This window comes from Gordonia malaquae NBRC 108250, from assembly GCF_000344135.1.
In the GTDB taxonomy this organism is placed as follows: domain Bacteria; phylum Actinomycetota; class Actinomycetes; order Mycobacteriales; family Mycobacteriaceae; genus Gordonia; species Gordonia malaquae.
The window spans coordinates 1-25023 of sequence record NZ_BAOP01000014.1 but is presented as its reverse complement, the minus strand read 5'-3'; the positions used below and the strand labels follow the sequence as shown (position 1 = coordinate 25023).

Sequence of the window (25023 nt, the reverse complement as noted above, 5' to 3'; positions counted from 1 at the left end):
ATGCGCGACCCGATCGATCGCCTGCTCGCCGGAACTCATCCGCGCCCCGACGCACTCCTCGGGCGGCACGACGGCGTGCTGCGCGCACTCCTTCCCGGCGCAGACCAGGCGTGGATCGACGGTGCGGAGATGCGTCGGATTCGCGGCCCGCTCCTGGAGGGCACGAGCACCGGCGACTCGACGATGCAGGTGCGCTACGGCGACCACGTGCAGACCGTTCACGACCCCTACCGCGTCCCATCGCGTCTGACCGACGACGACCGCCGCGACATTCGGCTGGGAGCGGGGTTCCTCGTCGACCTGCTCGGATCGTTCCCCGTCGACGACGGTGTGCATTTTGCGGTGTGGGCGCCGAACGCCCGCGGTGTGACCGTGTTCGGCGACTTCGATTCATGGGGTGCGGGCAGCTTCCCGATGGTGTTGCGCGACGGCGTCTGGGAGGTCTTCGTCCCGGGCGCCCGCATCGGCGACAGGTACAAGTACCGGGTCGTCGGAGCCGACGGCCTCACCCGAGACAAAGCCGATCCACTCGCCCACCGCACCCAGCGCCCACCGGAGACCGCATCGATCGTCACCGCGCCGAGCGAGTTCGAGTGGAGCGATGCGACCTGGCTCGGTGACCGAGTCGTCGAAGACCACGGCCGCGTTCCGTTCAGCGCGTATGAGGTCCATCTGGGGTCGTGGCGCCGGGGCCTCGACTACCGACTCGCGGCCCGCCTGCTCGCCGATCACCTGACGGACCTGAACATCACACACGTACAGCTCCTGCCGGTCACCGAGCATCCGTACGGTCCGTCGTGGGGCTACCAGGTCGGCTCGTTCTTCGCTCCGACCGCTCGCTTCGGCGAACCCGACGACCTGCGGTTCCTCGTTGATCATCTGCATTCGCGCGGACTCGGCGTGATCCTCGACTGGGTGCCCGCCCATTTCCCGAAGGACACCTTTGCGCTCGGCGAGTTCGACGGCACCCCGCTGTACGAGCACGCCGATCCCCTGCGCCGCGACCAACCCGACTGGGGCACGTACGCGTTCAACCTCGGGCGCGACGAGGTCCGCGCGTTCCTGCTCGCGAGCGCGGACTACTGGTGCCGCGAGTTCCACGTCGACGGTCTGCGGGTGGACGCGGTCGCCGCGATGCTATACCGCGACTACTCGCGCGGCGAAGGCCATTGGCGGCCTGCGGCCGACGGAAGCCACCGGAACGAGGAGGCCGTCGACTTCCTGTCTGACCTCACCGATCTCGTGCACGACCGTCACCCGGGCGTGATGATGATCGCCGAGGAGTCGACCGCGTGGCCGGGCGTCACCACGCGCACCGAAGACGGAGGTCTCGGGTTCGACTTCAAATGGGACCTCGGCTGGATGCACACCACCCTCGGCCACTTCGCCGCGCCGACCGGCGACGGCGTCCTATCGCTCGCCGCATCGTTGTCGGAGGCGAGCAGGGAACGCTACGTGCTCCCACTCAGTCATGACGAGATGGTGCACGGCAAAGGCACCCTCGTCAGCCGGATGCCCGGGGATGATCTGCGGACACGGGCGGATCACGTCCGAACGCTGCTCGCCTATCAGTGGGCGCATCCCGGGAAGAAGCTCCTGTTCATGGGTCAGGAATTCGCGCAGGTCGACGAGTGGTCCGACCATCGCGGCCTCGACTGGGATCTGCTGCACGGCGACGACGGCCCGGTGCACCGAGGGGTCACAGCGCTCGTCCGCGACCTCGGCAGGTTGTTGCGAAAGACTCCCGCGCTCTATGCGGGAGACTGCGACGCCACCGGGCTCGACGTGTTGACCGCAAACGACACGAGCAACCAGGTCATCGGCTTCGTGCGACGCGACCCAGCAGGCGACGGTCTCGTCGCCTGCCTGTTCAACTTCTCCGACGCCGACCTGCCGGACTACCGGATCGGCCTTCCGCGCGGCGGCCGCTGGGCCGAAGTGCTCAACTCCGGGGCGCTGGACTACCAGGGCCGCGGGCTCGGCAACTTCGGCGCCGTCGACGCCGAGGCCCGACCGAGCCACGGCCGTCCCTTCAGCGCCTCGATCACTCTCCCCGCCCGCTCCTCGATCTGGCTCGTTCCCTCCTGACCTCCTGCTCGTTGAGCGAGCCGCTCTCCCTGCTCGTTGAGCGGGAGGCGGCGACGCCCAGCAAGCGGGAAGGGCCCCGCCTAGAACAGCAGGAAAGGGCGCCGCTCGACGAGCAGGAGGGGCGAATCAGTACAGGGCGGTGGCGAGCTTCCGGCGCGCTGCGACGACAAACGGTTCCGCGGGGTCGAACAGGTCGAACAACTCGAGGAGCCGAGTGCGGGCGCGGGTGCGATCGTCGCCGTCCGTGAGGCGGACCAGGTTGATCAGCGCGTCGAACGCCTGCTCGGGACGTTGCCCGAGGAGCAGAACGTCGGCGGCCGCGAGTTGGCCGTCCACATCGTCGGCCGCCGCAGTAGAGATGATCGACGGATCGTGCTGCTGCGCGCGGACCATGAATCTGATGTTGCGGACCGCCGAGGCGGCCTCCGACTTCGGTCCGTCAGTCGTGGCGATCGCCTCGTACGCGGCAAGCGCGGCGTCTGTGTCACCCGCGTTGAGAAGTTCTTCCGCCGCGACCATCCGCGGATCGTCCGCAGGTTCCGGCTCGGCGGCCGCGGACGCCATCGGGACGCCGGCCTGCGCGGCGACGTCCTGGATCCACGCGGCGATCTCCGCGGGCTCCTTCGCGCCGTCGAACGCCGACACCGGCTGCTGATTCCACATCGCGATCACCATCGGCACGTTCTGCGCGCCGAAGGCCTGCGGAATGCGAGGCGCTGCGTCGACGTCGACCAGCGCCAACGTCCATGCACCGCCCGCGGCGACGGCGAGCTGTTCCATCGTCTGCCCGAGGTGGACGCTCGGCTCACTCCATCGCGCCCACAGCAGGAGCAGCACCAGTTCCCGTTCGGAACGGACGATCACGTCCGCTTCGAACGTCGGCTCGCTGACCTCGATGATCGACGGTCCGCCGTCGGCGGGCGGCGGCGTCGGTTCGGGCTTGGGTGCGGCCAGCGCCGACAGGTCGACAGCTCCCCCGACGCCCCGACGTGCGCCCATCGGACCGGTCACGCCGAGACCTTGTCGCGCTCGTCGTCCGGCGTGGCCGGAGCCGCGGACAGTTCACCGAGGTGACCGTTACGGCGTGCCCACACCTCGAACCACACCGTGAAGAACGGCGGGATCGACGCGGTGAGGGCCAGCAGGATCACCGGCACTTTGACATCCGCCCCGATGCCCTTGATCCGCAGGCTGAGAGTCGGGCGCTCGGTCCACCACTTCAGGGACGACGCCGCGACCACCGTGACGATCAAGTAGACGACGAACACACCGCCGTGGGCCATTCCCGGGATCCGAACCGCCGAGTCGATCCCGCCGATGTACTTGAAGCCCATCCCGATGAGTAGAGCGGCCCAGGTGATCGCCTCGATGACGGCGACGAACCGGAACACCCTTGCGGGCGTGGTGAGTGTGAAGAAGTCTTTCATCGCCGGATCACGCCTTCGGAACGCGCACGATCAGGGCGTCGCCCTGGCCGCCTGCGCCACACAGTGCGGCCGCGCCGACGCCGCCGCCGCGACGTGCCAGTTCGAGTACGAGGTGAAGCGTGATGCGTGCGCCGGACGTGCCGATCGGGTGGCCGAGCGCGATCGCGCCGCCGTTCACGTTGACGATCTCCGGGTCGACGCCGAGTGCGTCGGTGGAGGCGAGACCGACAGCTGCGAACGCTTCGTTGATCTCGACGAGGTCCAAGTCGGCCGGGCTGATGCCCTCCTTCTCGCACGCCTTCTTGATGGCGTTGGCCGGCTGCAGTTGCAGCGACGAGTCCGGACCCGCGACGACACCGTGGGCGCCGATCTCGGCGAGCCAGGTGAGGCCGAGCTCCTGCGCCTTACTCTTGCTCATCACGACCACTGCGCATGCACCGTCGGAGATCTGCGATGCCGAACCGGCGGTGATGGTGCCGTCCTTGCGGAACGCCGGGCGCAGACGTCCGAGCGATTCGACGGTGGTCTCGGCGCGGACGCCCTCGTCGGTCGTGAACTGGATCGCTTCGCCCTTGCGCTGCGGGATCTCGACCGGGACGATCTCGTTGTCGAAGACGCCGTTGGCGATGGCCTGTGCGGCGCGGCGGTGGCTCTCGGCGGCGAACGCGTCCTGCTGCTCACGGGTGTAGCCGTCGGTGTCGTTGCCCTGCTCGGTCAGCAGACCCATCGGCTGATCGGTGAACGCGTCGTGCAGGCCGTCGAACGCCATGTGATCGACGAGTTCGGTGTTGCCGTACTTGAAGCCGCCACGGCTGCCGGGCAGAACGTGCGGGGCCTGAGTCATCGACTCCTGACCGCCTGCGACGACGACGTCGAACTCGCCTGCGCGGATCAACTGATCGGCGAGAGCGATCGAGTCGATGCCCGACAGGCACATCTTATTGATCGACAGCGCCGGGACGTCCCATCCGATTCCCGCCTTGACCGACGTCTGACGCGCGGGCATCTGGCCTGCACCGGCGGTGAGGACCTGGCCCATGATCACGTAGTCGACCACTGCGGGGTCGACGTTTCCGCGCTCAAGCGCCGCCTTCACGGCGACTGCGCCGAGGTCGACGCCGGAGAAGTCCTTGAGGGATCCCTGCAGGCGACCGAGCGGCGTGCGAGCGCCGGAGACGATGACGGTGGTGTTGTCGGACATTGGAGCCAACTCCTTGTTGAAGGTCGCGCGGGCGCGTTTGTGCCCTGCGCGCAGCAGCGGTAGTCGGTCTCCACGCTACCGTTAGGACATGAGCAACTCCGCATCCGATCCTGTGAACAACGACACCTCGGCAAGCGCCCTGGCCTCCGTCTCCGACCTCGTCGTCGGCATCGATCACGTCGGCATCGCCGTCGCTGATCTCGACGCGTCGGCGAAGTGGTACCTCGACAACTTCGGTTTCGAGAACCTGCACGAGGAGATCAATGAGGAGCAGGGCGTCCGCGAAGCCATGGTCGGCCCGCGCGGAGGCGGCGGCGCGCTGATCCAGTTGCTCGCGCCCCTCAACGACCAGTCGACGATCGCGAAGTTCATCGATCGCAATGGACCGGGCCTTCAGCAGATGGCGGTCCGCGTCACCGATCTCGACGCGGTCTCCGAGCGCCTGACCGCCGCGGGCGTCCGCCTCCTCTACCCGCAGCCCAAGCGCGGAACAGCCGATTCCCGCATCAACTTCGTGCACCCGAAGGATGCCGGCGGCGTGCTGCTCGAACTGGTGGAGCCCGCCGCGAGCGCCCACTGAGCGCCGCTCCTTAGCAGACGCCGGATCCGACACAGCGCGTGGGGTCCGGCGTTTCGGGGTCCGGCGGCCCTAGACTGTTGGCATGTCAGCACCCGGTCAGCGCCAGAGCCCGTTCCCCATCGTCATGCGCGGCTATGACCGCGACCAGGTCACCGACCACATCCGTCGGCTCGACGCCGAGCTGCAGATGATGGCCGCCGACCGCGATTCGGCACACGCCAGCGCCGATCAACTGCACGAGCGCCTCGAACAGGCCCGCGCCCAAGTGCACAGTCTGCAGCGCGACGTCGACACGCTGTCGGTGCCGCCGACGACCGTCGCAGGGATGACCGAGCGAGTGTCCCGGATGCTTCAGCTGGCCACCGACGAAGCCGCGGAACTGCGTGCCAACGCCCGCGAGGAGGCCGCGGAGACCATCAGCGTCGCCCGCCAGGAGGCGAAGGCCGAACGTGACAGCGCGGCGACCGATGCCGCTCGCACTCGGGAACTGGCACAAGACCACGCCGACACGCTGATCACCGACGCCGAGGAGCGCGCAGCCGCCATCGACGCGGACGCCGAGACTGTCCGGATCGCCTCGGAGAAGGCTCAGGCCGACGCGAAGGAGCGAGCAGCGCAGATCATCGCCGATGCAGAAGACGAGGCCGCCCGACTCCGCGGGGCCGCGCACAACATCGCGATGAACAGGCTCGGCCGTTCACGCGAGATCGCAGGCGCCGCGCACGACGCGCACCGCCAGATTCTCGACCATCTGGGCGCACTCCGTCAGCATCTCGGCGACCTGCCGGACGCACTGGCTCTGTCGGGTGACGAACTCGATCTCGTGAACGCCGACGACTCGGATGACCTGACGCTGCTCAACCGCACACTCGACGGCCGTGACCGCTTCGTCTCCGCTGATCCGTCGCGCACCGATACGCGAGCAGCGGAGGCCACGGACGTCCTCGACGCGATCAGTGACGAGTACAGCGACGACGACTACGACGCGAAGCACTACGGCCCGTCGTCGAAGGACGGCGCCGACTCCGCTACCGCCTGACGGCGGACTGATTCAGAACAGCCGGAACTCGGTGCTCTCGGTACCGCGAAGACGGTCGTAATCGAGTGTGACGCATCGGATTCCGCGGTCATTGGCGAGGGTTTTGGCCTGCGGTTTGATCACCTGCGCCGCGAAGACTCCGGCGACCGGCGCGATCGTGGTGTCACGGTTGAGCAGTTCGAGGTAGCGGGTCAACTGCTCCACACCGTCGATCTCTCCACGACGCTTGATCTCAACGGCCACGGTCTGACCGTCGGCGTCGCGGCAGAGCAGATCGACGGGACCGATCGGCGTCATGTACTCACGGCGGATCAGCGTGTAGCCGTCGCCGAGGGTCGTCACGTGTTCAGCGAGCAGTTCCTGGAGGTGCGCCTCGACGCCGTCCTTCACCAGCCCCGGGTCCAATCCCAGTTCGTGCGACGAGTCGTGATCGATCGACGCGACGGTGATCCGAAGCTGTTCACCCGCCTTGTTCGTGACCACCCACACCGCCTGAGCGTCGGAGTCCTCCGGCGCAGACTCTTCCGTGGTCCAGCACGGCGGAGTCATCCAGTTCAGCGGCTTGTATGCACGGTCGTCAGCGTGAATGCTGACCGAACCGTCCGATTTGAAGAGGATCAACCTCTTCGCCATCGGGAGGAACGCGGTGAGACGTCCGACGTATTCGACCTTGCATTCGGCAATCACTAGGCGCACATCGGCCAGTGTAGTGATCGCCTACGACTGCGCCGGAACCACCGCGGCGAGGAGCGTGTCGAGCTGCACGGAGAGGTCCGCGGCGGCTGCGGAGTCGCCGATCGCGAGCCTTCGGACCGCCCGCTCGAATGGCCCGTCGAGCGCGGCGTAGACGCCCGCGGAGTCGAGAAGCGGGGTGGTGCCCGACAGTGCGGCGCATCGGGACACGACACGCCAGATCATCGCTTCGAGCTCGGCGTCGATCTCCCGCACCCCGTTGCGGAGCGACGGTTCGAACATCGCTTGAATCCGCAGGTCGTACCAGAGTTTGTGGGTCGGCAGATCGTCGGTCATCGTGGTGACCAGTCGGTCCGAGAACCGCCGACGCAGCACGTCGGCGTCGGTCACGTCGTCGAGGATGTCGTCGTAGGCGGCCACACACTCGCGCTTGTAGAGCGCGACACAGTGCGAGATCAGTTCGAGCTTGTCCGCGAAGTAGTAGTGCAGCACTCCGTGGCTGTATTCGGAGTTCGCAGCGATCTCCCGCAGGCTCGTGCCCGCGTATCCGAGTTCGGACAACGTGCGGAATGCAGCCCTCGCCAACTCGTCGCGTTTGGCCGCAACCTTCGACGACCTGCGGGCGACACCTCGTTCCGCGGGCGCGGAGGTCTCCGAACGATCAATGGTCTCGGCTGTCATCAGCACCCCTCTCCCGACGTTCGGATCGCACAGTCCACCAAGAGTACCCGCACAGGCAAGCGTGTTCGACGGACCGGAGCAAGAATCTTGACGATTGTCACGATTTTTCCTTGACGATCGTCAAGATTTCGCTAGTGTGACTCACACCACGAGTTCGATCCCGCTCGACATCGACCAAGGAGACCTCATGACCACACTCGACCTCACCGGCCGCCGCGCACTCGTCACCGGCGGAGCTCAAGGACTCGGCGAAGGAATGGCACAGGCGCTGGCCGCCGCCGGTGCTCACGTCGTCATCGCCGACCTGCAGGACGCCGCCGCCGCGGGCGTCGCAACCGCACTCGGCGAAGGCCACGGATCGGTCCACCTCGACGTGACCGACGAGGACAGCTGGGTCTCCGCGGTGAGGTCCGCGACGGAGACGCTGGGCGGACTCGACGTCGTCGTCAACAACGCCGGAATCGAGATCAGCAACCTGATCACCGAGATCACCCCGGACGAGATCCGCCGCCAACTGGACGTCAACGTCCTCGGGACCGCACTCGGCGTGAAGCACGGGCTCCGGGCGATGCGGCCCGGCGGCCAGGCAGGACAGGGCGGCACGATCATCAACGTCGCGTCGGTGGCCGCCACCATCGCCTTTCCCGGCATCTCGATCTACTCCGCGACCAAGTCGGCCATCGACCGACTGACCAGGGTGGCCGCGATGGAATCGGGGAAGCTCGGCTACGGCGTCCGCGTCAACTGCATCTACCCGGGGCTCGTTCCCACCGCGATGGGGGCCGGACTCGCGAACGACATGGCCCAGCTCGGCCTGTTCGGGTCGGCCGACGAGGCTGTCGAAGCCGTCGTCGGACTCACTCCGAGCGGCCGGCTCGGCGAAGTGCGTGACATGGCCGACGCCGTCGTCTTCCTCGCCTCCGACGCTTCGCGCTTCGTCAACGGGATCGGACTCCCCGTCGACGGCGGCATGGGCATGTGACCCGACCACCGACCATTCACTCGATCCCACTCACCCAGGAGAAGTCATGACCAGCAAGCCAGTCGTCGTCTACGGAGCGTCCGGATACACGGGCAGACTCGTGTGCGAGTTCCTGCGGCAGTACAACGTCCCGTTCACCGCTGCGGGACGCAACGCCGACACACTCAACGAATCGATGAACTCACATGTGCCGGGCATCGAGACCGCCGACTACGAGGTGGTCGCAGTCGAGCACACCGTCGACGCGCTCACCGACCTGTTCCGCGGGAGCTCGGTCGTCCTCAACACCGTCGGCCCATTCATGAAGCTCGGCGACCCGGTCGTCGAAGCAGCGTTGGCTGTCGGCGCGCACTACACCGACACGACCGGCGAGCAGGACTGGATTATTCATCTCGACGAGACGTTCGGCGAGCGCTACGCAGCCGCCGGCCTTCTGCTCGCTCCCGGAATCGCACAGATGTACACGACCGGCGAGATCGCGGCACAGATCGCGTTGGAGACGCCGGGGCTGGACACCCTCGACATCGCGGTGTTCTGGGGAGGAAGTCCGACGATCGCCTCCACGCGAACCATCTTGGTCAACGCGGCAGGCGGCTCGGCATACCACCTCGAAGAGAACCAGTACGTCCCCTTCGATCCCGCCCAGGGCCTGGTCCCGCTGGTGGTTCCGGGTCAGCACGAACTCGCCCAGTCGCTTCCGTGGGGCGGTACCTCGCATCCCGTCTGGTTCAAGCGCGACCCGCGCGTCTCGACGTGCAAGGCACAGGGAGGCGTGTTCAACGCCGCACTGATGCACGGCGTGCCCGTGATCGTCGCGGATGCGCTCGAAGCCACCAAGGACATGACCCCGGACGAACGTGACGCCGCCCTCGACGCCGTCGCCGCCCAGGTGATGAACTCGATGCCACCGCGCGAGAACCCGCGGCTCAACAAATCCCTCGACTCCGTTCACGCGTCCGGTCCACTCGGCCGCGCGCACGTGGTGATCCACGGCAACAGCAACTACCAGCAGACGGGCCTTCTCCAGGCGTACGCCGCCTACAGTCTGCTGCAGCAGCCTCCGCGCCGAGTCGGACTGGCATCAGGCTGCCAAGCCTTCGGCCACCGCGAACTCGAGGGAGTGCTCCGCTCCTTCGGATTCATCGCACCGCCGATCGTCACGGTGCACCAGTGACCGACATGAGCACCGGAGGTCTCGCCGTCCCGCGTCTGCCTCAGACGCGGGCGGCGGATGCGCCCGGCGCACCTGCCCTCGCCGACGATCGGATCGAGCTGACGAATGAGAGATTCTCGAACGCCGTGGCCACGGCCGCCACGCATCTCGCCGCAGCCGGAGTCCGACGCGGTGACGTGGTCGGACTCCTGCTGACCAATCGGGTCGAGCTGGTCGTCGCGTTGTTCGCTGCATGGCGGCTGGGTGCGGCGGTTACACCGGTCAACCCCGCGCTCGCGGTCCCCGAGGTCGAGTTCCAGACCGCCGACGCGGGCGTGCGGGTCCTCGTCGTCGAACCGGGCGCACAGGCGCCCTCCCTGATGACCGCCGTCGAATGCACGGCGTTGCTGGAGCCCGCACCCGGACCCGCCGCACCGGAGGAGGACGTCGACGGCACCGACGTCGCACTGCTCATCTACACGGCGGGCACCACGGGAAAGCCCAAGGGTGTCATGATCACGCATCACAACATCGATGCGATGACGGCTTCGTTCATCGAGCATTTCCGGTTCACCGCCGACGATCACAGTCTGCTGGTCCTGCCGCTGTTCCACGCCAACGGGGTTGTCCTCGGAACCCTCACTCCCCTGCGTGCGGGCGGCCGCGCGACGATCGCGGGCCGATTCCGGCCCGACGAGTTCTTCCCAGCCGTACAACGTCATCGTCCGACATACTTCTCCGCCGTGCCTGCCATCTACGCGATGCTGACGGCGCTCCCCGACGACGTGCGCCCGGCGACGGACTCGGTGCGTTTCGGGATCTGCGGCGCGGCGCCGATGCCCGCCGATCTGATCGCACGATTCGAGCGGCGGTTCGGGATTCCGATCGTCGAGGGATACGGGCTGTCGGAGACGACGACGGCGTCGGCGATCAACCCGCTCGACAGCGTCCGCAAGCCCGGAACGGTCGGTCCACCGCTGCCCGGGCAACGAATCCGAATCGTGGACGCCCAGCTCAACGACGTCCCACTTGGCGAGTCGGGTGAGGTCGTGATCGCGGGAGACGTGGTGATGGCCGGCTACCTGAATCGACCGGAGGCCACCGCGGAGACGATCGTCGACGGATGGCTGCGGACCGGAGACGTCGGCCGAATCGACGACGACGGCTACCTGCAGCTCGTGGACCGGGTGAAGGACATGATCATCCGCGGCGGTGAGAACATCTATCCGAAAGAGATCGAGGCGCAGATCTACCACGATCCCGGTGTGTTCGAGGCAGCGGTCATCGGGCGACCCCACGACGTCCTCGGCGAAGAGCCCGTGGCCTACGTGTCGTTCCGAGCCGGAGCGGCGTCGAATGTCGAGACGATCGCGAATGATCTTCGACGTCGAATCGCACTGATCAAGAATCCCGTCGAGATCATCGAACTGAGCGAGTTGCCGAAGAATCCAGTGGGCAAGATCGACAAACCGACATTGCGTCGGCGGGACGCCGAGCGCACGTCGCCTGGCCGAACGTCCCGGTAGGACGTCACTGGCGAATCAGGAGCGCGAGCAGGAGTTCGGCACGGACGCGCGCGGATCCCAGGTCGATGTCCAGTTCGCTCTCGACCTTCGCGATCCGCGCGCGCAGCGTGTGCCGATGCACGCCGAGGTCGGCCGCTGCGGTCTCCCATTGCCCGTGATTCTCGAGGTACGACTGCAGCGACTCCGTCAATGCCGTGCCGTGCGCGGTGTCGTAGGCGACGAGCGGATCGACCAGCAGTCGCGAGAGGCCGTCGAGTGCCTGTCGACCACCGGTCGTCGCCACGAGTGACGCACCCGCGGCCGACGTCCGATCGGCGACCGGACCGCCCCGGAGCGCTGCGCCGGCGATGGTGATCGCGTCTCGGTAGGCGTCGGCGACACCGGTGAGCGGAACACTCGCGCTGACCCCCGCCCGTAGATGCCGCCGCGTCGATCGTGGCAACGCGCTCAGCAGGTCGGCGATCGACTTCTCGTCGTCCGTACCGCGGAGCAGCACGGCGACATCGCCGCCGGGGCGAGCGACACCGAACGCCGGGCGTCGCAGTTCTGCGAGACGAGCCACAAGCCTGTCGGCGACGCGTTCGGCGTTCGCACCCAAATCCCGACACACCAGCACTCGAACACGCCCGTCGCCGTCCGCGGCGTCGACGGCGAGAGTCTGAACCTGCGCGCCGTCCGGTTCGTCACCGAGGAGAAGGGTGAACACTGCGATGTTGACGCGGCCAGCCAACGCGTCGAGGCGATGCGGTTTGTCGAAGTCGAGCGCGAGGAGCGAGTTGGCGTGACCTATCAGGACGTGGTCGGTGGGTCGAGGCTCATGACGCGACGCGACGGCGAGGTGTCCATAGGTGCGGCCGGCCACCCGGATCGGCTGCGTGACGATGGCCGTCTCGGCGTCGATCGCGACGGCCGACGACGTCCGATGTCCCCGGACCTGTTCACCGACGGCGCGCATCACCGCGGGTGAAATCCCCGCCGGCGCGCTCTGGGTCACGCGCCCGTCGTCGTCGAGCAGGAGCGCCGCACCGTCGCAGGCGGTCGCGAGTTCCTTGAGCACTGCGACGGCGCCGCCGGACACCGCGGCGCGCGTCATCTTCGGTTGCGCGCGGGCGGCGAGTTCCTGCGATCGGTACTGGAGTTCGGCGGACCTGTCGGCGACGGCTCGGGCGATCGCCACGAACGGCGTGGGTCGCGGGACCAGGATGAGCGGGAGCCCCGCCGCAGATGCGGCGTCCGTCAGGTCTTGGGGAACGTCGTCGAATGTGAGCCCTACACCGAACCCGAGCGCCACGATGCCCCGGTCCACCAGGCGTTGAACGTAGGCGTCGCATCCGGCTCGGTCGGCGACGCCTCCTGTGCGGTCGAGCAGACCGATTCCGGTGGTGAGGACCAGTTCGCCACCGGACAGCCACTGCGCCGGATCGGCGAGTTCAGTGGTCACCACGAAGTCGATCTCGCCGGACAGATCGTCGGAGCTTCCCGCGGTGGCCAGATGCAATTCAGATTGTCGCAGGAGCCACCGGACGGTCACCGGCATCAGCGGCCACGCTCCTTTCGGCACTCCATATCGTCTAGTCGATCCAGCCCAGACTAGCCGTTTCGTCAGGTAGTCGCGCACAGTACGAAGGTGCACTGTGATTCTGACCACCCCCCGCGGACAGAGAGGCTGCCAGACATGACGATCCGGCTCCAGAACTACGTAGACGGCTCATTCGTCGACTCGACATCAACCGAGACTCTCAATGTCGTCAATCCGGCCGACGAGACCGTTGTGGCCGTGTCGCCGGTGTCGACGGCCGACGAGGTCGCCGCCGCCGTCCGCGTCGCCGAGCGCGCCGCCGTCACCTGGGGACGCACCACGCCGAGTGTCCGTCAGGCCGCACTCCTCAAACTCGCCGACGCCGTCGAGGAGCACGCCGACGAGATAGTCGCCGCACAGGTTCGCAACACCGGCCAGATCGCCACGCTCGTGAAGTCGGAAGAAGTGATGGTCGGCGCCGACCAGATCCGGTTCTTCGCAGGCGCCGCTCGTCTGCTCGAGGGCCGCGCCGCGGGCGAGTACATGGAGGGCTTCACCTCGTACGTCCGCCGCGAGCCGATCGGTGTGGTCGGCCAGGTCACTCCGTGGAACTACCCGTTCATGATGGCCGTCTGGAAGATCGCACCCGCGCTCGCCGCAGGAAACACCATCGTCCTCAAGCCGAGCGACACGACACCCGAAAGCACCCTTGTGCTCGCTCGACTCACCAAGGACATCCTCCCCGACGGCGTGTTCAACGTTGTCCTCGGCAACGGAGGCACGGGAGCCGACCTCGTCGGGAACCCTGCACTCGGCCTCGTCGCGATCACCGGTTCGGTGCGAGCGGGCATCGCCGTGGCGACCGCGGCGGCCAAGGACGTCCGGCGCGCTCACCTCGAGCTCGGCGGCAAGGCTCCCGCGGTGGTGTTCGGCGACGCCGACATCACCAAGGCTGCAGAGGGAATCGCACAGGCGGCGTTCTTCAATGGTGGACAGGACTGCACGGCCGCCACCCGCGCGATCGTTCACGATTCGGTGTACGACACGTTCGTCGAAGCCCTCGTCGCGCAGGCCGAGCAACTCCGTCCCGGAGCGCCCGACGACGAAGACGCGTTCTACGGCGCCCTCAACAACGTCAACCATTTCACCGCGGTGCTCGGCAAGATCGACGCCCTCGGTGCACACACCACGATCGCGACCGGTGGAAAACGCATCGGCGACAAGGGCTTCTACGTGGAGCCGACCGTCATCACCGGTGTCCGCCAGGACGACCCGATCGTGCAGGAGGAGACGTTCGGTCCGATCATCACCGTCCAGAGCTTCAGCACCGAGGACGAGGCGATCACGCTCGCCAACGATGTCGACTACGCCCTGGCTGCCAGCGTCTGGACCACCGGCCACGGCACCGCGACACGTGCGACGGCGCGGATCGACTCCGGTTGCGTGTGGGTGAACTGCCACATCCCGCTGGTCGCCGAGATGCCGCACGGCGGTTTCAAGCACTCCGGCTACGGCAAGGACCTCTCGATATACGGCCTCGAGGACTACACCCGCGTCAAGCACGTCATGAGCGCACACGACTGAGATCGCCCCGCCTGCCCGTCTGCCCGACCGAAGGACCTTCTCCCGATGACTGACATCCAGCTCGACACTCTCACTCACTTCCATCCGCTAGACCCGCTGTCCGCGGCCGAGTTCACGGCGGTCACTCGAATCCTCGCCGACACCCGTTCGGTGGGCGACGGCTGGCGCTACACCTCGATCGAGATGATCGAGCCGTCGAAGGCCGACATCGCGGCGTTCGACGCCGACGGAACCCCCTGCGACCGCCGTGCCCGCGCCGTGCTGCTCGAACGCGCGACGAACAGCACCTACGCAACGCTGATCTCGCTCACCGACGGCGTGGTCCTCACGTGGGAGCACATCCCCGGCGTCCAACCGAACGTCACAGTCGACGAGTGGGAGGAGGCCGATACGGCGCTGCGCGCTCACCCCGACGTCGTGGCAGCTCTTGCCGCACGTGGCATCACCGATCTCGACCTGGTGTTCATGGACACCTGGACGTACGGCGCCGAACTCATTCCAGAGGAGTTCGCGGGCCGCCGCATCGGATGGTCCGACACCTGGGTCCGGGCGAGCGAGGGCGCCAACCCGTACGCGGGTCCGGTCAACGGATTCCACTGCGTCATCGATCTCAACTCGATGGAACTACTCCGGATCGAGGACACGTTCAGCGTCGAGCGTCCCGAGATCATGGGCGAGTACATCCCGTCGCATGTACCGGAGCGGATCCGCAATGCCAGCACGCGGGAGCCGCTCAAGCCGCTCGACATCACCCAGTCCGAAGGGCCGTCGTTCACCCTCGAGGGCAACAAGCTGTCCTGGCAGAACTGGTCGTTGCGGGTCGGATTCAACTATCGCGAAGGCATGACCCTTCATGCGATCTCGTACAACGACAACGGCTCAGAGCGGAAGATCGCGCACCGCATGTCGTTCGCCGAGATGATGGTGCCGTACCGCGATCACTGCGACGATCACTACCGCCGCACCGCCTTCGACATCGGCGAATGGGGTCTCGGCTTCATGACCACCTCACTCGAACTCGGATGCGACTGTCTCGGCGAGATCCGCTACTTGGACGCGACGCTGCACAACAGCAAGGGCGAGCCGTACTCGATCAAGAACGCGATCTGCATCCACGAGGAAGACAACGCCGTGCTCTGGAAGCACGCGGACCACAACGGCGACACGCAGGTGCGTCGCATGCGCCGGCTCACGGTGTCGTTTCACGTGACGGTCGCGAACTACGAGTACCTCACGTACTGGCGGTTCTACCAGGACGGCAACATCGAGTGTGAGGTGCGAGCCACCGGCATCATGGTGGTCAGCCACATGAACCCCGGCGAGTCGAGCGATCACGGAACGCTCGTGGATCACCAGACGTTCGCGCCCTATCACCAGCACTTCATCACCGCGCGTCTCGACATGGACATCGACGGCACCGAGAACACCGTTTACGCCAGCGACACCGTGATGGAGCCGGTGGGGCCCGACAACCCGTACGGCCTGTCACTGCGTCAGGTCAACACGCCGTTGCGCACCGAATCCGAAGGCAAGCAGAACCCGAACTTCGCGACCCAGCGCTCGTGGAAGATCGCCAACGACAACGTGACGACCGGGATCGGACGTCAACCCGCGTACAAGCTGTCACCCAGCGGCGCGTTCCCGGCGATGTTCCCGGACGACTCTCCCATCGCGGCCCGCTGCGAAGCGATCCGGCACACCCTGTGGGTCACCCCGAACGACGCCGACGAGCGTTGGCCTGCAGGCGAATTCGTGAACCAGGGCGGGGCGGGCATGGGGCTTCCCCAGTGGACGCAGGCCAACCGCGGGATCGAGAACACCGACGTCGTCATGTGGTACACGTTCGGCATCCACCACATCACGCGGCCCGAGGACTGGCCGATCATGCCCGCCGACATCGTCAGCTTCTGGCTCAAGCCGTTCGGCTTCTTCGACCGGAACCCCTCGCTCGACGTCGAGCCGTCGCCGAAGAAGTCGGCGTGCTGCAGTTCGAATGGTTGCGGGTGCGGCGACGGCTGCCAGTGCGGGCACGAGTGAGGGCGGCGTCATGAGACTGTACGTCGCATATCTCGCCACCGACGGCGGCGCAGACGCCGTCGCCCTCGGCGTCCGACTCGCCCGCACGATGTCGGCCCAGCTAGACATCGGGATGGTCCTGCCACCCGACCGATCGGCGGCACTTCACTCCGGCGACTTCGAGGACGTCCTCACCTCGCAAGCCACCGACTGGCTCACCGAGGCGACAGTCGGACTCCCCGACGACATCGAGATCAAGACGCACATCGCGTTCCACGATTCGGCGGCCGAGGGCATCATCACTGAAGCGCAGCGGCTCGGTGCGGACGCGATCGTCGTCGGCGGCAGCGGCGGCGGAATCGTCGGCGGCCACACACTCGGTTCCGTCGTCACCGAGTTGGTCCATTCAGCGCCGCTGCCCATCGTCCTCGCTCCGCGTGGCCTGCGCCGATCGAAGGTCACCCGCGTTCGGGAGATCACGTGTGCGCTGGGGACCCGGGCCGGGGCCGACACACTGTTCGACACCGCGGTCGCCGCGAGCCAACGGGCGCAGGTCCCACTGCGGGTGGTCTCGCTCGTCGCCCTCGACCGGGCCGCAGGTTATCGGGGTTCGCCCGAGGAGGCGCTTGCCGACGCCACCCGTCACGCCCACGAACGGCTCGACGAAGCCCGCAGTCATCTGCCTGCCGATGCGACCGTCACCTGGGACGTCGTCGACGGACCGACCGTCGAAGAGGCGGTCAACAAACTCGAGTGGAACGACGGCGATCTCATCATGGTCGGTTCCAGCCGCCTCGCCGCACCACGTCGGTTGTTCCTCGGTTCCACGGCCGCCAAGATGCTGCGCGTCCTGCAGGTTCCGATGGTCGTCACCCCTGCCGACTGATCTGTGCCACGTCATCTCCCCCACAATCTCTGGAGTCAGAAGAACACCATGTCGCACTACCGCCTTCCCCAGATCCGCTCGCTCGTCACAGCGATGCCCGGCCCCCGTTCGGCCGAGCTCGCCGCTCGACGCGCCCGTGCCGTGGCCGCAGGCGTCGGCTCGTCGGTCCCGGTCTACGCGGCTGACGCCGACGGCGGCGTGATCGTCGACGTCGACGGCAACTCGCTGATCGACTTCGGATCGGGCATCGCAGTGACCAGTGTCGGCGCGTCCGAGCCCGGGGTCGCGGCGGCTGTCGCCGCTCAGGCCGAGCACTTCACCCATACGTGCTTCATGGTCACCCCCTATGAGGGCTACGTCGCCGTCGCAGAGAAGCTCGCCGAGCTCACCCCCGGAGATCACGAGAAGAAGTCGGTGCTGTTCAACTCCGGCGCCGAAGCCGTCGAGAACGCGGTCAAGGCCGCACGCCTGGCGACCGGCCGCCAAGCTGTTGTCGCGTTCGATCACGCCTATCACGGTCGAACCAATCTGACGATGGCGTTGACCGCGAAGTCGATGCCGTACAAGACGAACTTCGGGCCGTTCGCCCCCGAGGTGTACCGGATGCCGATGTCGTACCCGTACCGGGACCCGCAGGGCATGACCGGCGCGCAGGCCGCCGAGCGGGCGATAACCCAGATCGACAAGCAGATCGGCTCCGACTCGGTCGCCGCGATCATCATCGAGCCGATTCAGGGTGAGGGCGGTTTCATCGTGCCCGCACCGGGATTCCTGCCGGCGCTCGCCCAGTGGGCACGAGACAAGGGCATCGTGTTCATCGCCGACGAAGTCCAGACCGGATTCGCACGCACCGGTTCGTGGTTCGCATGCGATCACGAGGGTGTCGTCCCCGACATGATCACGATGGCGAAAGGCATCGCCGGCGGCATGCCGCTGTCCGCTGTCACCGGTCGCGCGGACCTTCTCGACAAGGTCCACCCGGGCGGACTCGGCGGCACGTACGGAGGAAATCCCGTAGCGTGTGCGGCCGCCCTCGCGGCGATCGACGTGATGGAGAAGCAGGATCTCGCAGCTCGGGCCAGGGCCATCGCCGATCAGGTCGTCCCGCGATTGAAGGCACTGGCCGAGGAGACCGGCGTCATCGGCGACGTCCGTGGCCGTGGCGCGATGCTGGCCGTCGAACTGGTCAAGAAGGGCACCGACACTCCCGACCCCGACCTGACGAAGGCGGTGGCGGCCGCCGCGCTCGCAGCGGGAGTCGTCACTTTGACCTGCGGCACGTACGGCAACGTGTTCCGGCTGCTGCCGCCACTGTCGATCTCCGACGAGCTGCTCGACGACGGTCTGACCGTCCTCGAGGACTCTGTCCGCACCGCAGTTGCAGGGGCCGCATCGTGACCCGCACCGAACTCCCCGCGAACGCGTCGGCTCTGATCGCATCGGTGCCCACCGGAGTCTGGATCGACGGAGCAGCCCGACCCGCGTCGGGATCGGCCGAGTTCGAGGTCCGGAATCCCGCGACCGGCGACGTCCTCACGACAATCGCAGACGCGACCGTCGCCGACGCCGACGCCGCACTCACATCGGCCACCGCAGCGGCGAAGGCGTGGGCCGCGACAGCTCCACGCGAACGGTCGACGATCCTGCGGCGCGCATGGGAACTGGTCATCGAGCGCACCGAGGATTTTGCGCTTCTGATGACCATCGAGATGGGCAAGACGCTTGCGGAGAGTCGTGGCGAAGTCGCCTACGGCGCCGAGTTCCTGCGATGGTTCTCTGAAGAAGCGGTCCGCGTCGGCGGGCGCACCGCCACCGCCCCGTCCGGCAACGGACGGATCCTGGTCACCAAGGAGCCCGTCGGACCGTGTCTGGCGATCACCCCGTGGAACTTCCCGCTCGCGATGGGCACCCGAAAGATCGGTCCCGCCCTGGCCGCGGGATGCACGGTCATCGTGAAGCCTGCCGAGGACACACCGCTCACCACGATGCTGCTGGCGCAGGTCTTCGCCGACGCCGGACTACCGGCGGGCGTGCTGTCGGTACTGCCCACCATGGACGCACCGAACGTCGTCGCCGCGCTGATGAGTGATCCGCGTCTGCGGAAGGTGTCGTTCACCGGGTCGACCAGGGTGGGCAAGAAGTTGATCGCGCAGTCTGCCGATCAGGTGCTGCGGACATCGATGGAGCTCGGCGGCAACGCGCCGTTCATCGTGTTCGACGACGCCGACATCAGCGCGGCCGTCGACGGTGCGATGGCGGCGAAGATGCGCAACGGCGGCGAGGCGTGCACTGCGGCCAACCGTCTGCTGGTGCACAACAGCGTCCGCGAAGAGTTCACCGCGGCGCTCACCGAGAGGATCGCGGCCACCACGGTGGGAGCAGGCTATGTCGAGGGAACGGCTCTCGGCCCTCTCATCAACGCCCGCCAGCGCGACTCCGTGGCGGCCCTCGTCAGTGAGGCCGTCGAATCCGGCGCCCGAGTCCGCACCGGCGGTGCGGCGGTCGATGCCCCCGGGTACTTCTTCGAGCCGACAGTCATCGACGAGGTCCCCGCCGGTCAACGAATCCTCAGCGAGGAGATCTTCGGCCCCGTCGCAGTCATCACCGGCTTCGACACCGAGGACGAGGCGATCGCGCTGGCGAACAACACCGAGTACGGCCTCGCCGCGTACTTCTACACGCAGAGTCTCGACCGGATGCTGCGAGTGTCGTCGGCACTCGAAGCGGGGATGGTCGGTGTCAACCGCGGAGTCATCTCCGATCCCGCCGCACCGTTCGGCGGTGTCAAACAGTCGGGCCTCGGCAGCGAGGGCGGCAGCGAAGGCATCGACGAGTACCTCAACACCAAGTACATCGCGCTCACCCCGTAGTACCTCCCATCCCCAGTCCCGAGGAGTCACCGATGGCTACACCAGCAGAATCGGCTACACCACAGATCTCTAACAAGGGCCTCGCCGCGAACAAGGTCGGTGTCCTCTCCGGAGCAGTGCTCGGCGTGTCCACGGTGGCGCCCGGATACACGCTCACCGCGAGCATCGGACTGATCGTCGCGGCGGTCGGTCTCAAGATGCCCGCGATCTTCATCGCCGGGTTCATCCCGATGTTCCTCACCGCGTACGCGTATCGCGAGCTCAACTCGGACACGACCGACGCCGGCGCGTCGTTCACGTGGTCGACGAAGGCATTCGGCCCGTACGTGGGGTGGATGTGCGGTTGGGGAATGGTGCTCGCGACGATCATCGTCCTGTCGAACCTGGCGGCCGTCGGTGTCCAGTTCTTCTACCTGATGCTCGCGAGGCTGTTCGATCACCCGAGCTGGGAGCAGCTGGGGACGTCTAACAAGCCGGTCAACATCCTGACCACGCTCGTCCTGTTGGCGGCGGCCACGTATGTGTCGATGCGCGGCATCACCACGAGTGAGCGCTTGCAGTACTGGCTGGTCGGGTTCCAGATGATCGTGCTGGTGGTGTTCTCGGTGATCGCGTTCGCGAAAGCGGGCGGCCATGTGGGACACCTGGATTTCAGCTGGTCATGGTTCAACCCGTTCGGCGGCCTCGGGAGCCTGTCGATCGCGTCGTTCGCACTCGGCCTCACCGGATCGATCTTCGCGTTCTGGGGCTGGGACACGTGTCTGACCCTCGGTGAGGAGTCGAAGGACTCCAAACGCACTCCCGGTCGCGCCGGGCTGCTCTGCGTGTTGACGATTCTCGGCACCTACCTCATGGTCGCGCTCGCCACGATGATGTACGCGGGGGTCGGCGACACCGGACTGGGGCTGGGCAACGAGGACATCAGCGACAACGTGTTCGGCGCATTGGCCGAGCCGGTGATGGGTCGATGGGGTGGCATGTTCCTGTTCCTCGCGATCCTCGCGTCCGCTGTCGCGAGCCTGCAGACGACCTTCCTGCCCGTCGCCCGCACCATGCTCGCGATGGGCAGCTACCGTGCCTTCCCTGCGAAGTTCGCCGAGATCAGCCCACGGTTCCTCTCCCCTGCTTTCGCCGCGATCGTCGCCGGAGTCGTCACCGCGGTCTTCTACACGGCGGTCACACTGCTGTCGGAGAAGACACTCGGCGACACGATCGCCGCACTCGGCATCATGATCTGCTGGTACTACGGCATCACGGCGTTCGCGTGCGTCTGGTACTTCCGCCACTCGTTGTTCGACAACGTCCACAACGTGGTCTTCCGGTTCCTCTTCCCGCTTCTCGGTGGCGTCGCCTTGCTCGTGGTCTTCGTCGTATCGGTTCGAGAGAGCCTGAACCCGGACAACGGCAGCGGCGCCCAGATCTTCGGCATCGGCCTCGTCTTCTACATCGGCTTCGGCCTCCTCATTCTCGGCGCCGTCCTCATGGTCGTCATGCGCATCGCGTCGCCTGCGTTCTTCGTCGGCGAGACGCTGAAGCGCAGCACTCCCGAACCCTCGAAGGAAGTTCTCTGATGCAGGTCATCACAGCCCTCACTCCCCCGGCCTCATTCGCCCGCGTCGACGAACCGACACGCGCTCCCCTGCGAGTCGGGGTGGTCCAGCACCGTTGGCACGAGTCGGATGAGGAGATGCTCGCCGAACTCGACGAGGGAATCGACGCTGCCGCCGCGCAGGGCGCCCGTGTCGTCTTCCTCCCCGAACTGACGCTGAGTCGCTATCCCGCATTCGTCCGCGGTGGAGACGATCCGGGCGAGACCGCTGAGGACCTCGCCACCGGCCCGACCCTGGCGTTCGCCACGGCGGCGGCTGAACGCAACGGGATCTACGTCCACGCGTCGCTGTACGAGAAGTCCTCGTCCTCGGGCGAGCACACCTATGACGACGGTCTCGGATTCAACACCGCGATCCTCGCCGACGCGAACGGGCTCGTGGCCCGCACCCGCAAGCTGCACATCCCCGTCACCGAGGGCTACTACGAAGACACGTACTTCCGCGGCGGCCCCGCAGACGAGGAGGCGTACACCGTCCACACGCCCGACGGCCTCGACGACGCTCGCATCGCGATGCCGACCTGCTGGGATGAATGGTTCCCCGAGGTCGCACGCATGTACTCGCTCGGCGGCGCCGAGATGATCGTCTACCCGACAGCCATCGGATCGGAGCCCGGCCATCCGGACTTCGACACCCAGCCACTGTGGCAGCAGGTCATCGTGGGTAACGGCATCTCGAACGGCACGTTCATGATCGCTCCCAACCGCTATGGCGACGAGGGGGCGATCACCTTCTACGGCTCCTCGTTCATCTCCGATCCGTACGGCCGCGTACTCGTTCAGGCACCGCGTGACGCGTCCGCTGTACTCGTCGCCGACCTCGATCTCGATCAGCGCCGCGACTGGCTCACCTTGTTTCCGTTCTTGGCCACGCGTCGTCCCGACACCTACGACCGTTTGACCGAACCGGTCGATCGCGCGGCGCCCTTCGGTTCGGCGCGGACGGGATCAGCACAATGACGCTGGACACCGGCCCCTGGCGGATGCCCGCCGAGCACGAACCGCACGAACGAACGTGGATGGCGTTCCCTGCTCCCGGCTACTCCCTCGGTGACACCGAAACCGACCATCACGAGGCTCGGACCGCCTGGTCGGCGGTGGCGAACACGATCGTCGACCACGAACCGGTCACCGTCGTCGTCGACCCGACTCAGACGGAGTTCGCGAAGAAGTACTTGTCCGCGACCGTCGACATCGTCGAGGCGCCACTCGATGACGCATGGATGCGCGACATCGGGCCGACGTTCGTCGTCTCCGAGAACGGAGGCGTCGGCGGCGTCGACTGGGTGTTCAACGGGTGGGGCGGACAGGATTGGGCCGCGTGGGGCCACGACCAGCACATCGCCCGGGCAGTGATCGCGAGCGCCGGCGTCGAGCGCATCGGTTCAACGCTTGTCAACGAAGGCGGAGGCATCCAGGTAGACGGTGCAGGCACTGTTCTCGTCACCGAGACCGTGCAGCTCGACCCCGGGCGAAATCCGCAGCTGGCCAAGTCGGGCGTCGAACGCGAACTCGCACGGACACTCGGTGTCGACACAGTCATCTGGCTTCCGTGCGGACTCACTCGGGATTCTGAGCAGTACGGCACTCGCGGGCACGTCGACATCGTCGCCGCCATGCCGATTCCCGGCACGGTGATCGTCCACGACCAGCGGGATCCCGGTCATCCGGACCACGAGGTGTCCCGTCGCATCCGCGACGTGTTGAACGGCGCCGTCACGTCGGACGGCTCTCCGATGACAATCGTGGACGTCCCTGCTCCGCGCACCCTGACTGACGACGAAGGGTTCGTCGACTACAGCTATATCAACCATTACGTGGCGAACGGACTCGTCGTGGCGTGCTCGTTCGACGACCCGTCGGACGCGGAGGCCGTCGAGATCTTGAGTTCGGTGTATCCCGGACGCACAGTGGTCTCCGTCGACGCCCGTCCGATCTTCGCCCGTGGCGGCGGAATCCACTGCATCACGCAGAATCAGCCTGCGAGGTAGCTGCTGCGTTCACCGGCTCGTAGGCCGATGACGTCGTCCACGATGATCGCCCCGTACACGACGACGGCGATCGCAGCCAGTTGGACCCATTCGGCGACGTACACGCCGAGTGCAGTGGTCAGCACGGCCAGAATCGCGGCCAGAAGTCGCATCCACGGTCGAGGTAGTCCGAGTGCGGCCCGGAACAACGCCTGTCCGGCGAGATAGAGCGCCACACCTCCAGACAACGCTGTGGCCGCCGCCCAGCTCGCTTGTCGCTCCCCCTGTCCGATCGCCATGCCGAGTCCTGCCGCGGCGAAGACGATGCCGAGCAGCATCGGGACGAAGCAGTATCCGTACGCGATGAGCGCAGTGCGCGTCCGGTCGGTCATGGGCAGGTCGTCGAGCGCAGCTTCACCGTGCTCGTTGTCGTTTCCGAAGAACGACCACCACATCACGTAGATCACCGTCAATCCGAGCAATACTTGAACGAAGAACTGCAGGTTCATCGTCTCCTCTGCCAGACCGGTCCCGACGCCGATGATGGATTCGCCGATGGCGATGATCAGGACCAGAGCATGGCGTTCGCAGAAGTGCTTGGTCCGCAGGACGAATCCCCGAGCCGTGCTCAGTAGCGGCGACACCCCGATCACCAGCAGGGCGCCGACCCACCAGAGGTATGTCGCGCTGCCGTGGGCATACCCGCCAATGACCATGCAGATCGCCGCCGCCAGATTGGTCGGCAGAATACGCAGGATCGCCGCGGACGCGTCGTCACCTCCACTGACTCGGAACAGCACAGCGTGAACGAGCGTGACGCCGAGGAATGCCCACCCGAACACGACCCCGTGACCATGGACTGCATCGGGCACCGCGAGAGCGAGGGTGAAGAAGCCGAACATTCCGACGACGAGCACCGTTCGTCGTGCCGGCGTCGACGGAGCGACTTCGTTGGTGAGCCACACATATCCCGAGTACATCCACCAGATGACCGCGAAGAGCAGTGCGATCGTTCCGGCTGACTTCCACGTCGGTTCGTGGCCGAACGCGTGAGTGAACTGTGTGATCGTGAAGACGAAGACGAGGTCGAAGAACAGCTCGAGCGTGGACGCACCCCGCTGTTCGTCGTCGGTCGGTGTCGTCGTCGCCTGCTCGCTCATCTTGAGAACGATAGTGGATGCGCCCGTCATACAGGCTGT

The 25023-nt window shown here is 66.7% G+C and carries 21 protein-coding genes; 14 read left to right on the top strand and 7 right to left on the bottom strand.

The genetic code is table 11. From position 1 onward, the window contains the following. Nucleotides 1-2088, top strand: coding sequence for a 1,4-alpha-glucan branching protein GlgB (gene glgB / locus GM1_RS10865; protein WP_008378774.1), 2088 nt, complete (start codon nt 1-3; stop codon nt 2086-2088). Nucleotides 2089-2214: 126 nt separating this feature from the next. Here the strand turns inward: glgB and GM1_RS10860 are convergent, their stop codons facing one another. The 3 genes from GM1_RS10860 to GM1_RS10850 are packed head-to-tail and all read right to left on the bottom strand — an operon-like array spanning nt 2215 to nt 4716. Continuing rightward, nucleotides 2215-3099: a tetratricopeptide repeat protein gene (locus tag GM1_RS10860; protein ID WP_008378773.1), complete on the bottom strand. Its 885-nt coding sequence runs from the start codon at nt 3097-3099 to the stop codon at nt 2215-2217. Next, nucleotides 3096-3515: a DUF3817 domain-containing protein gene (locus tag GM1_RS10855; protein ID WP_008378771.1), complete on the bottom strand. Its 420-nt coding sequence runs from the start codon at nt 3513-3515 to the stop codon at nt 3096-3098. Before GM1_RS10855 ends, GM1_RS10860 begins: the two co-directional genes overlap by 4 nt. A 7-nt stretch (nt 3516-3522) precedes the next feature. After that, on the bottom strand, nt 3523-4716 hold the full coding sequence (locus tag GM1_RS10850) for an acetyl-CoA C-acetyltransferase (protein ID WP_008378768.1): 1194 nt from the start codon (nt 4714-4716) through the stop codon (nt 3523-3525). 88 nt (nt 4717-4804) lie between these two features. Between GM1_RS10850 and mce the strand changes: the two genes are divergently transcribed. Further along, nucleotides 4805-5296 carry a methylmalonyl-CoA epimerase gene (mce, locus tag GM1_RS10845; protein ID WP_008378767.1) on the top strand — a complete coding sequence of 164 codons (492 nt, stop codon included), beginning with the start codon at nt 4805-4807 and terminating at the stop codon, nt 5294-5296. 82 nt (nt 5297-5378) lie between these two features. Further along, nucleotides 5379-6335 (top strand): hypothetical protein, encoded by a 957-nt coding sequence (locus GM1_RS10840; RefSeq protein ID WP_008378765.1) that lies wholly within the window; start codon nt 5379-5381, stop codon nt 6333-6335. A gap of 12 nt (nt 6336-6347) precedes the next feature. On the opposite strand, the gene nucS is transcribed toward GM1_RS10840, so the two are convergent. Together nucS and GM1_RS10830 are read right to left on the bottom strand one after the other, a co-directional pair. Then, the gene (gene nucS / locus GM1_RS10835) at nt 6348-7031 is read right to left on the bottom strand and encodes an endonuclease NucS (RefSeq protein WP_040519897.1); all 684 of its coding nucleotides are present in this window, start codon (nt 7029-7031) and stop codon (nt 6348-6350) included. 21 nt (nt 7032-7052) lie between these two features. Then, nucleotides 7053-7709, bottom strand: a complete 657-nt coding sequence (locus GM1_RS10830) for a TetR/AcrR family transcriptional regulator (RefSeq protein ID WP_052005379.1) — start codon at nt 7707-7709, stop codon at nt 7053-7055. 187 nt (nt 7710-7896) lie between these two features. Between GM1_RS10830 and GM1_RS10825 the strand changes: the two genes are divergently transcribed. The 3 genes from GM1_RS10825 to GM1_RS10815 are packed head-to-tail and all read left to right on the top strand — an operon-like array spanning nt 7897 to nt 11370. Continuing rightward, entirely contained in the window at nt 7897-8691 is a 795-nt protein-coding gene (locus GM1_RS10825; protein WP_008378759.1) for an SDR family NAD(P)-dependent oxidoreductase, read from the top strand. A 46-nt stretch (nt 8692-8737) separates the two neighbouring features. Then, a complete protein-coding gene (locus GM1_RS10820) occupies nt 8738-9865 on the top strand; it encodes a DUF5938 domain-containing protein (RefSeq protein WP_008378757.1) in 1128 nt (375 codons plus the stop codon). Between the two features lie 5 nt (nt 9866-9870). After that, complete coding sequence (locus GM1_RS10815; protein ID WP_040519931.1) at nt 9871-11370, top strand: class I adenylate-forming enzyme family protein; 1500 nt, start codon at nt 9871-9873, stop codon at nt 11368-11370. Between the two features lie 4 nt (nt 11371-11374). Here GM1_RS10815 and GM1_RS10810 read toward each other — a convergent pair whose 3' ends face one another. Further along, complete coding sequence (locus GM1_RS10810; RefSeq protein WP_008378754.1) at nt 11375-12907, bottom strand: PucR family transcriptional regulator; 1533 nt, start codon at nt 12905-12907, stop codon at nt 11375-11377. A 138-nt stretch (nt 12908-13045) separates the two neighbouring features. Here GM1_RS10810 and GM1_RS10805 point away from each other — a divergent pair, with 138 nt between their 5' ends. From GM1_RS10805 to GM1_RS10770, 8 genes are read left to right on the top strand one after another with little or no spacing between them, the layout of a single operon-like run. Further along, entirely contained in the window at nt 13046-14473 is a 1428-nt protein-coding gene (locus GM1_RS10805; RefSeq protein WP_008378752.1) for an aminobutyraldehyde dehydrogenase, read from the top strand. 45 nt (nt 14474-14518) lie between these two features. Continuing rightward, a complete protein-coding gene (locus GM1_RS10800; RefSeq protein WP_008378750.1) occupies nt 14519-16510 on the top strand; it encodes a primary-amine oxidase in 1992 nt (663 codons plus the stop codon). Between the two features lie 10 nt (nt 16511-16520). Beyond that, on the top strand, nt 16521-17375 hold the full coding sequence (locus tag GM1_RS10795) for a universal stress protein (protein WP_008378748.1): 855 nt from the start codon (nt 16521-16523) through the stop codon (nt 17373-17375). Between the two features lie 48 nt (nt 17376-17423). Next, nucleotides 17424-18773, top strand: a complete 1350-nt coding sequence (gabT, locus tag GM1_RS10790) for a 4-aminobutyrate--2-oxoglutarate transaminase (protein ID WP_008378746.1) — start codon at nt 17424-17426, stop codon at nt 18771-18773. Continuing rightward, a complete protein-coding gene (locus GM1_RS10785; RefSeq protein ID WP_008378744.1) occupies nt 18770-20245 on the top strand; it encodes an NAD-dependent succinate-semialdehyde dehydrogenase in 1476 nt (491 codons plus the stop codon). Before gabT ends, GM1_RS10785 begins: the two co-directional genes overlap by 4 nt. A 32-nt stretch (nt 20246-20277) precedes the next feature. Further along, nucleotides 20278-21816: an APC family permease gene (locus GM1_RS10780; protein ID WP_008378742.1), complete on the top strand. Its 1539-nt coding sequence runs from the start codon at nt 20278-20280 to the stop codon at nt 21814-21816. Continuing rightward, nucleotides 21816-22814 carry a nitrilase-related carbon-nitrogen hydrolase gene (locus GM1_RS10775; protein ID WP_008378740.1) on the top strand — a complete coding sequence of 333 codons (999 nt, stop codon included), beginning with the start codon at nt 21816-21818 and terminating at the stop codon, nt 22812-22814. Before GM1_RS10780 ends, GM1_RS10775 begins: the two co-directional genes overlap by 1 nt. Continuing rightward, on the top strand, nt 22811-23845 hold the full coding sequence (locus GM1_RS10770) for an agmatine deiminase family protein (RefSeq protein WP_008378738.1): 1035 nt from the start codon (nt 22811-22813) through the stop codon (nt 23843-23845). Before GM1_RS10775 ends, GM1_RS10770 begins: the two co-directional genes overlap by 4 nt. Here the strand turns inward: GM1_RS10770 and GM1_RS10765 are convergent. After that, a partial coding sequence (locus GM1_RS10765; protein ID WP_008378737.1) for a low temperature requirement protein A occupies nt 23830-25023 on the bottom strand: 1194 nt, incomplete at its 5' end. The genes GM1_RS10770 and GM1_RS10765 overlap by 16 nt on opposite strands.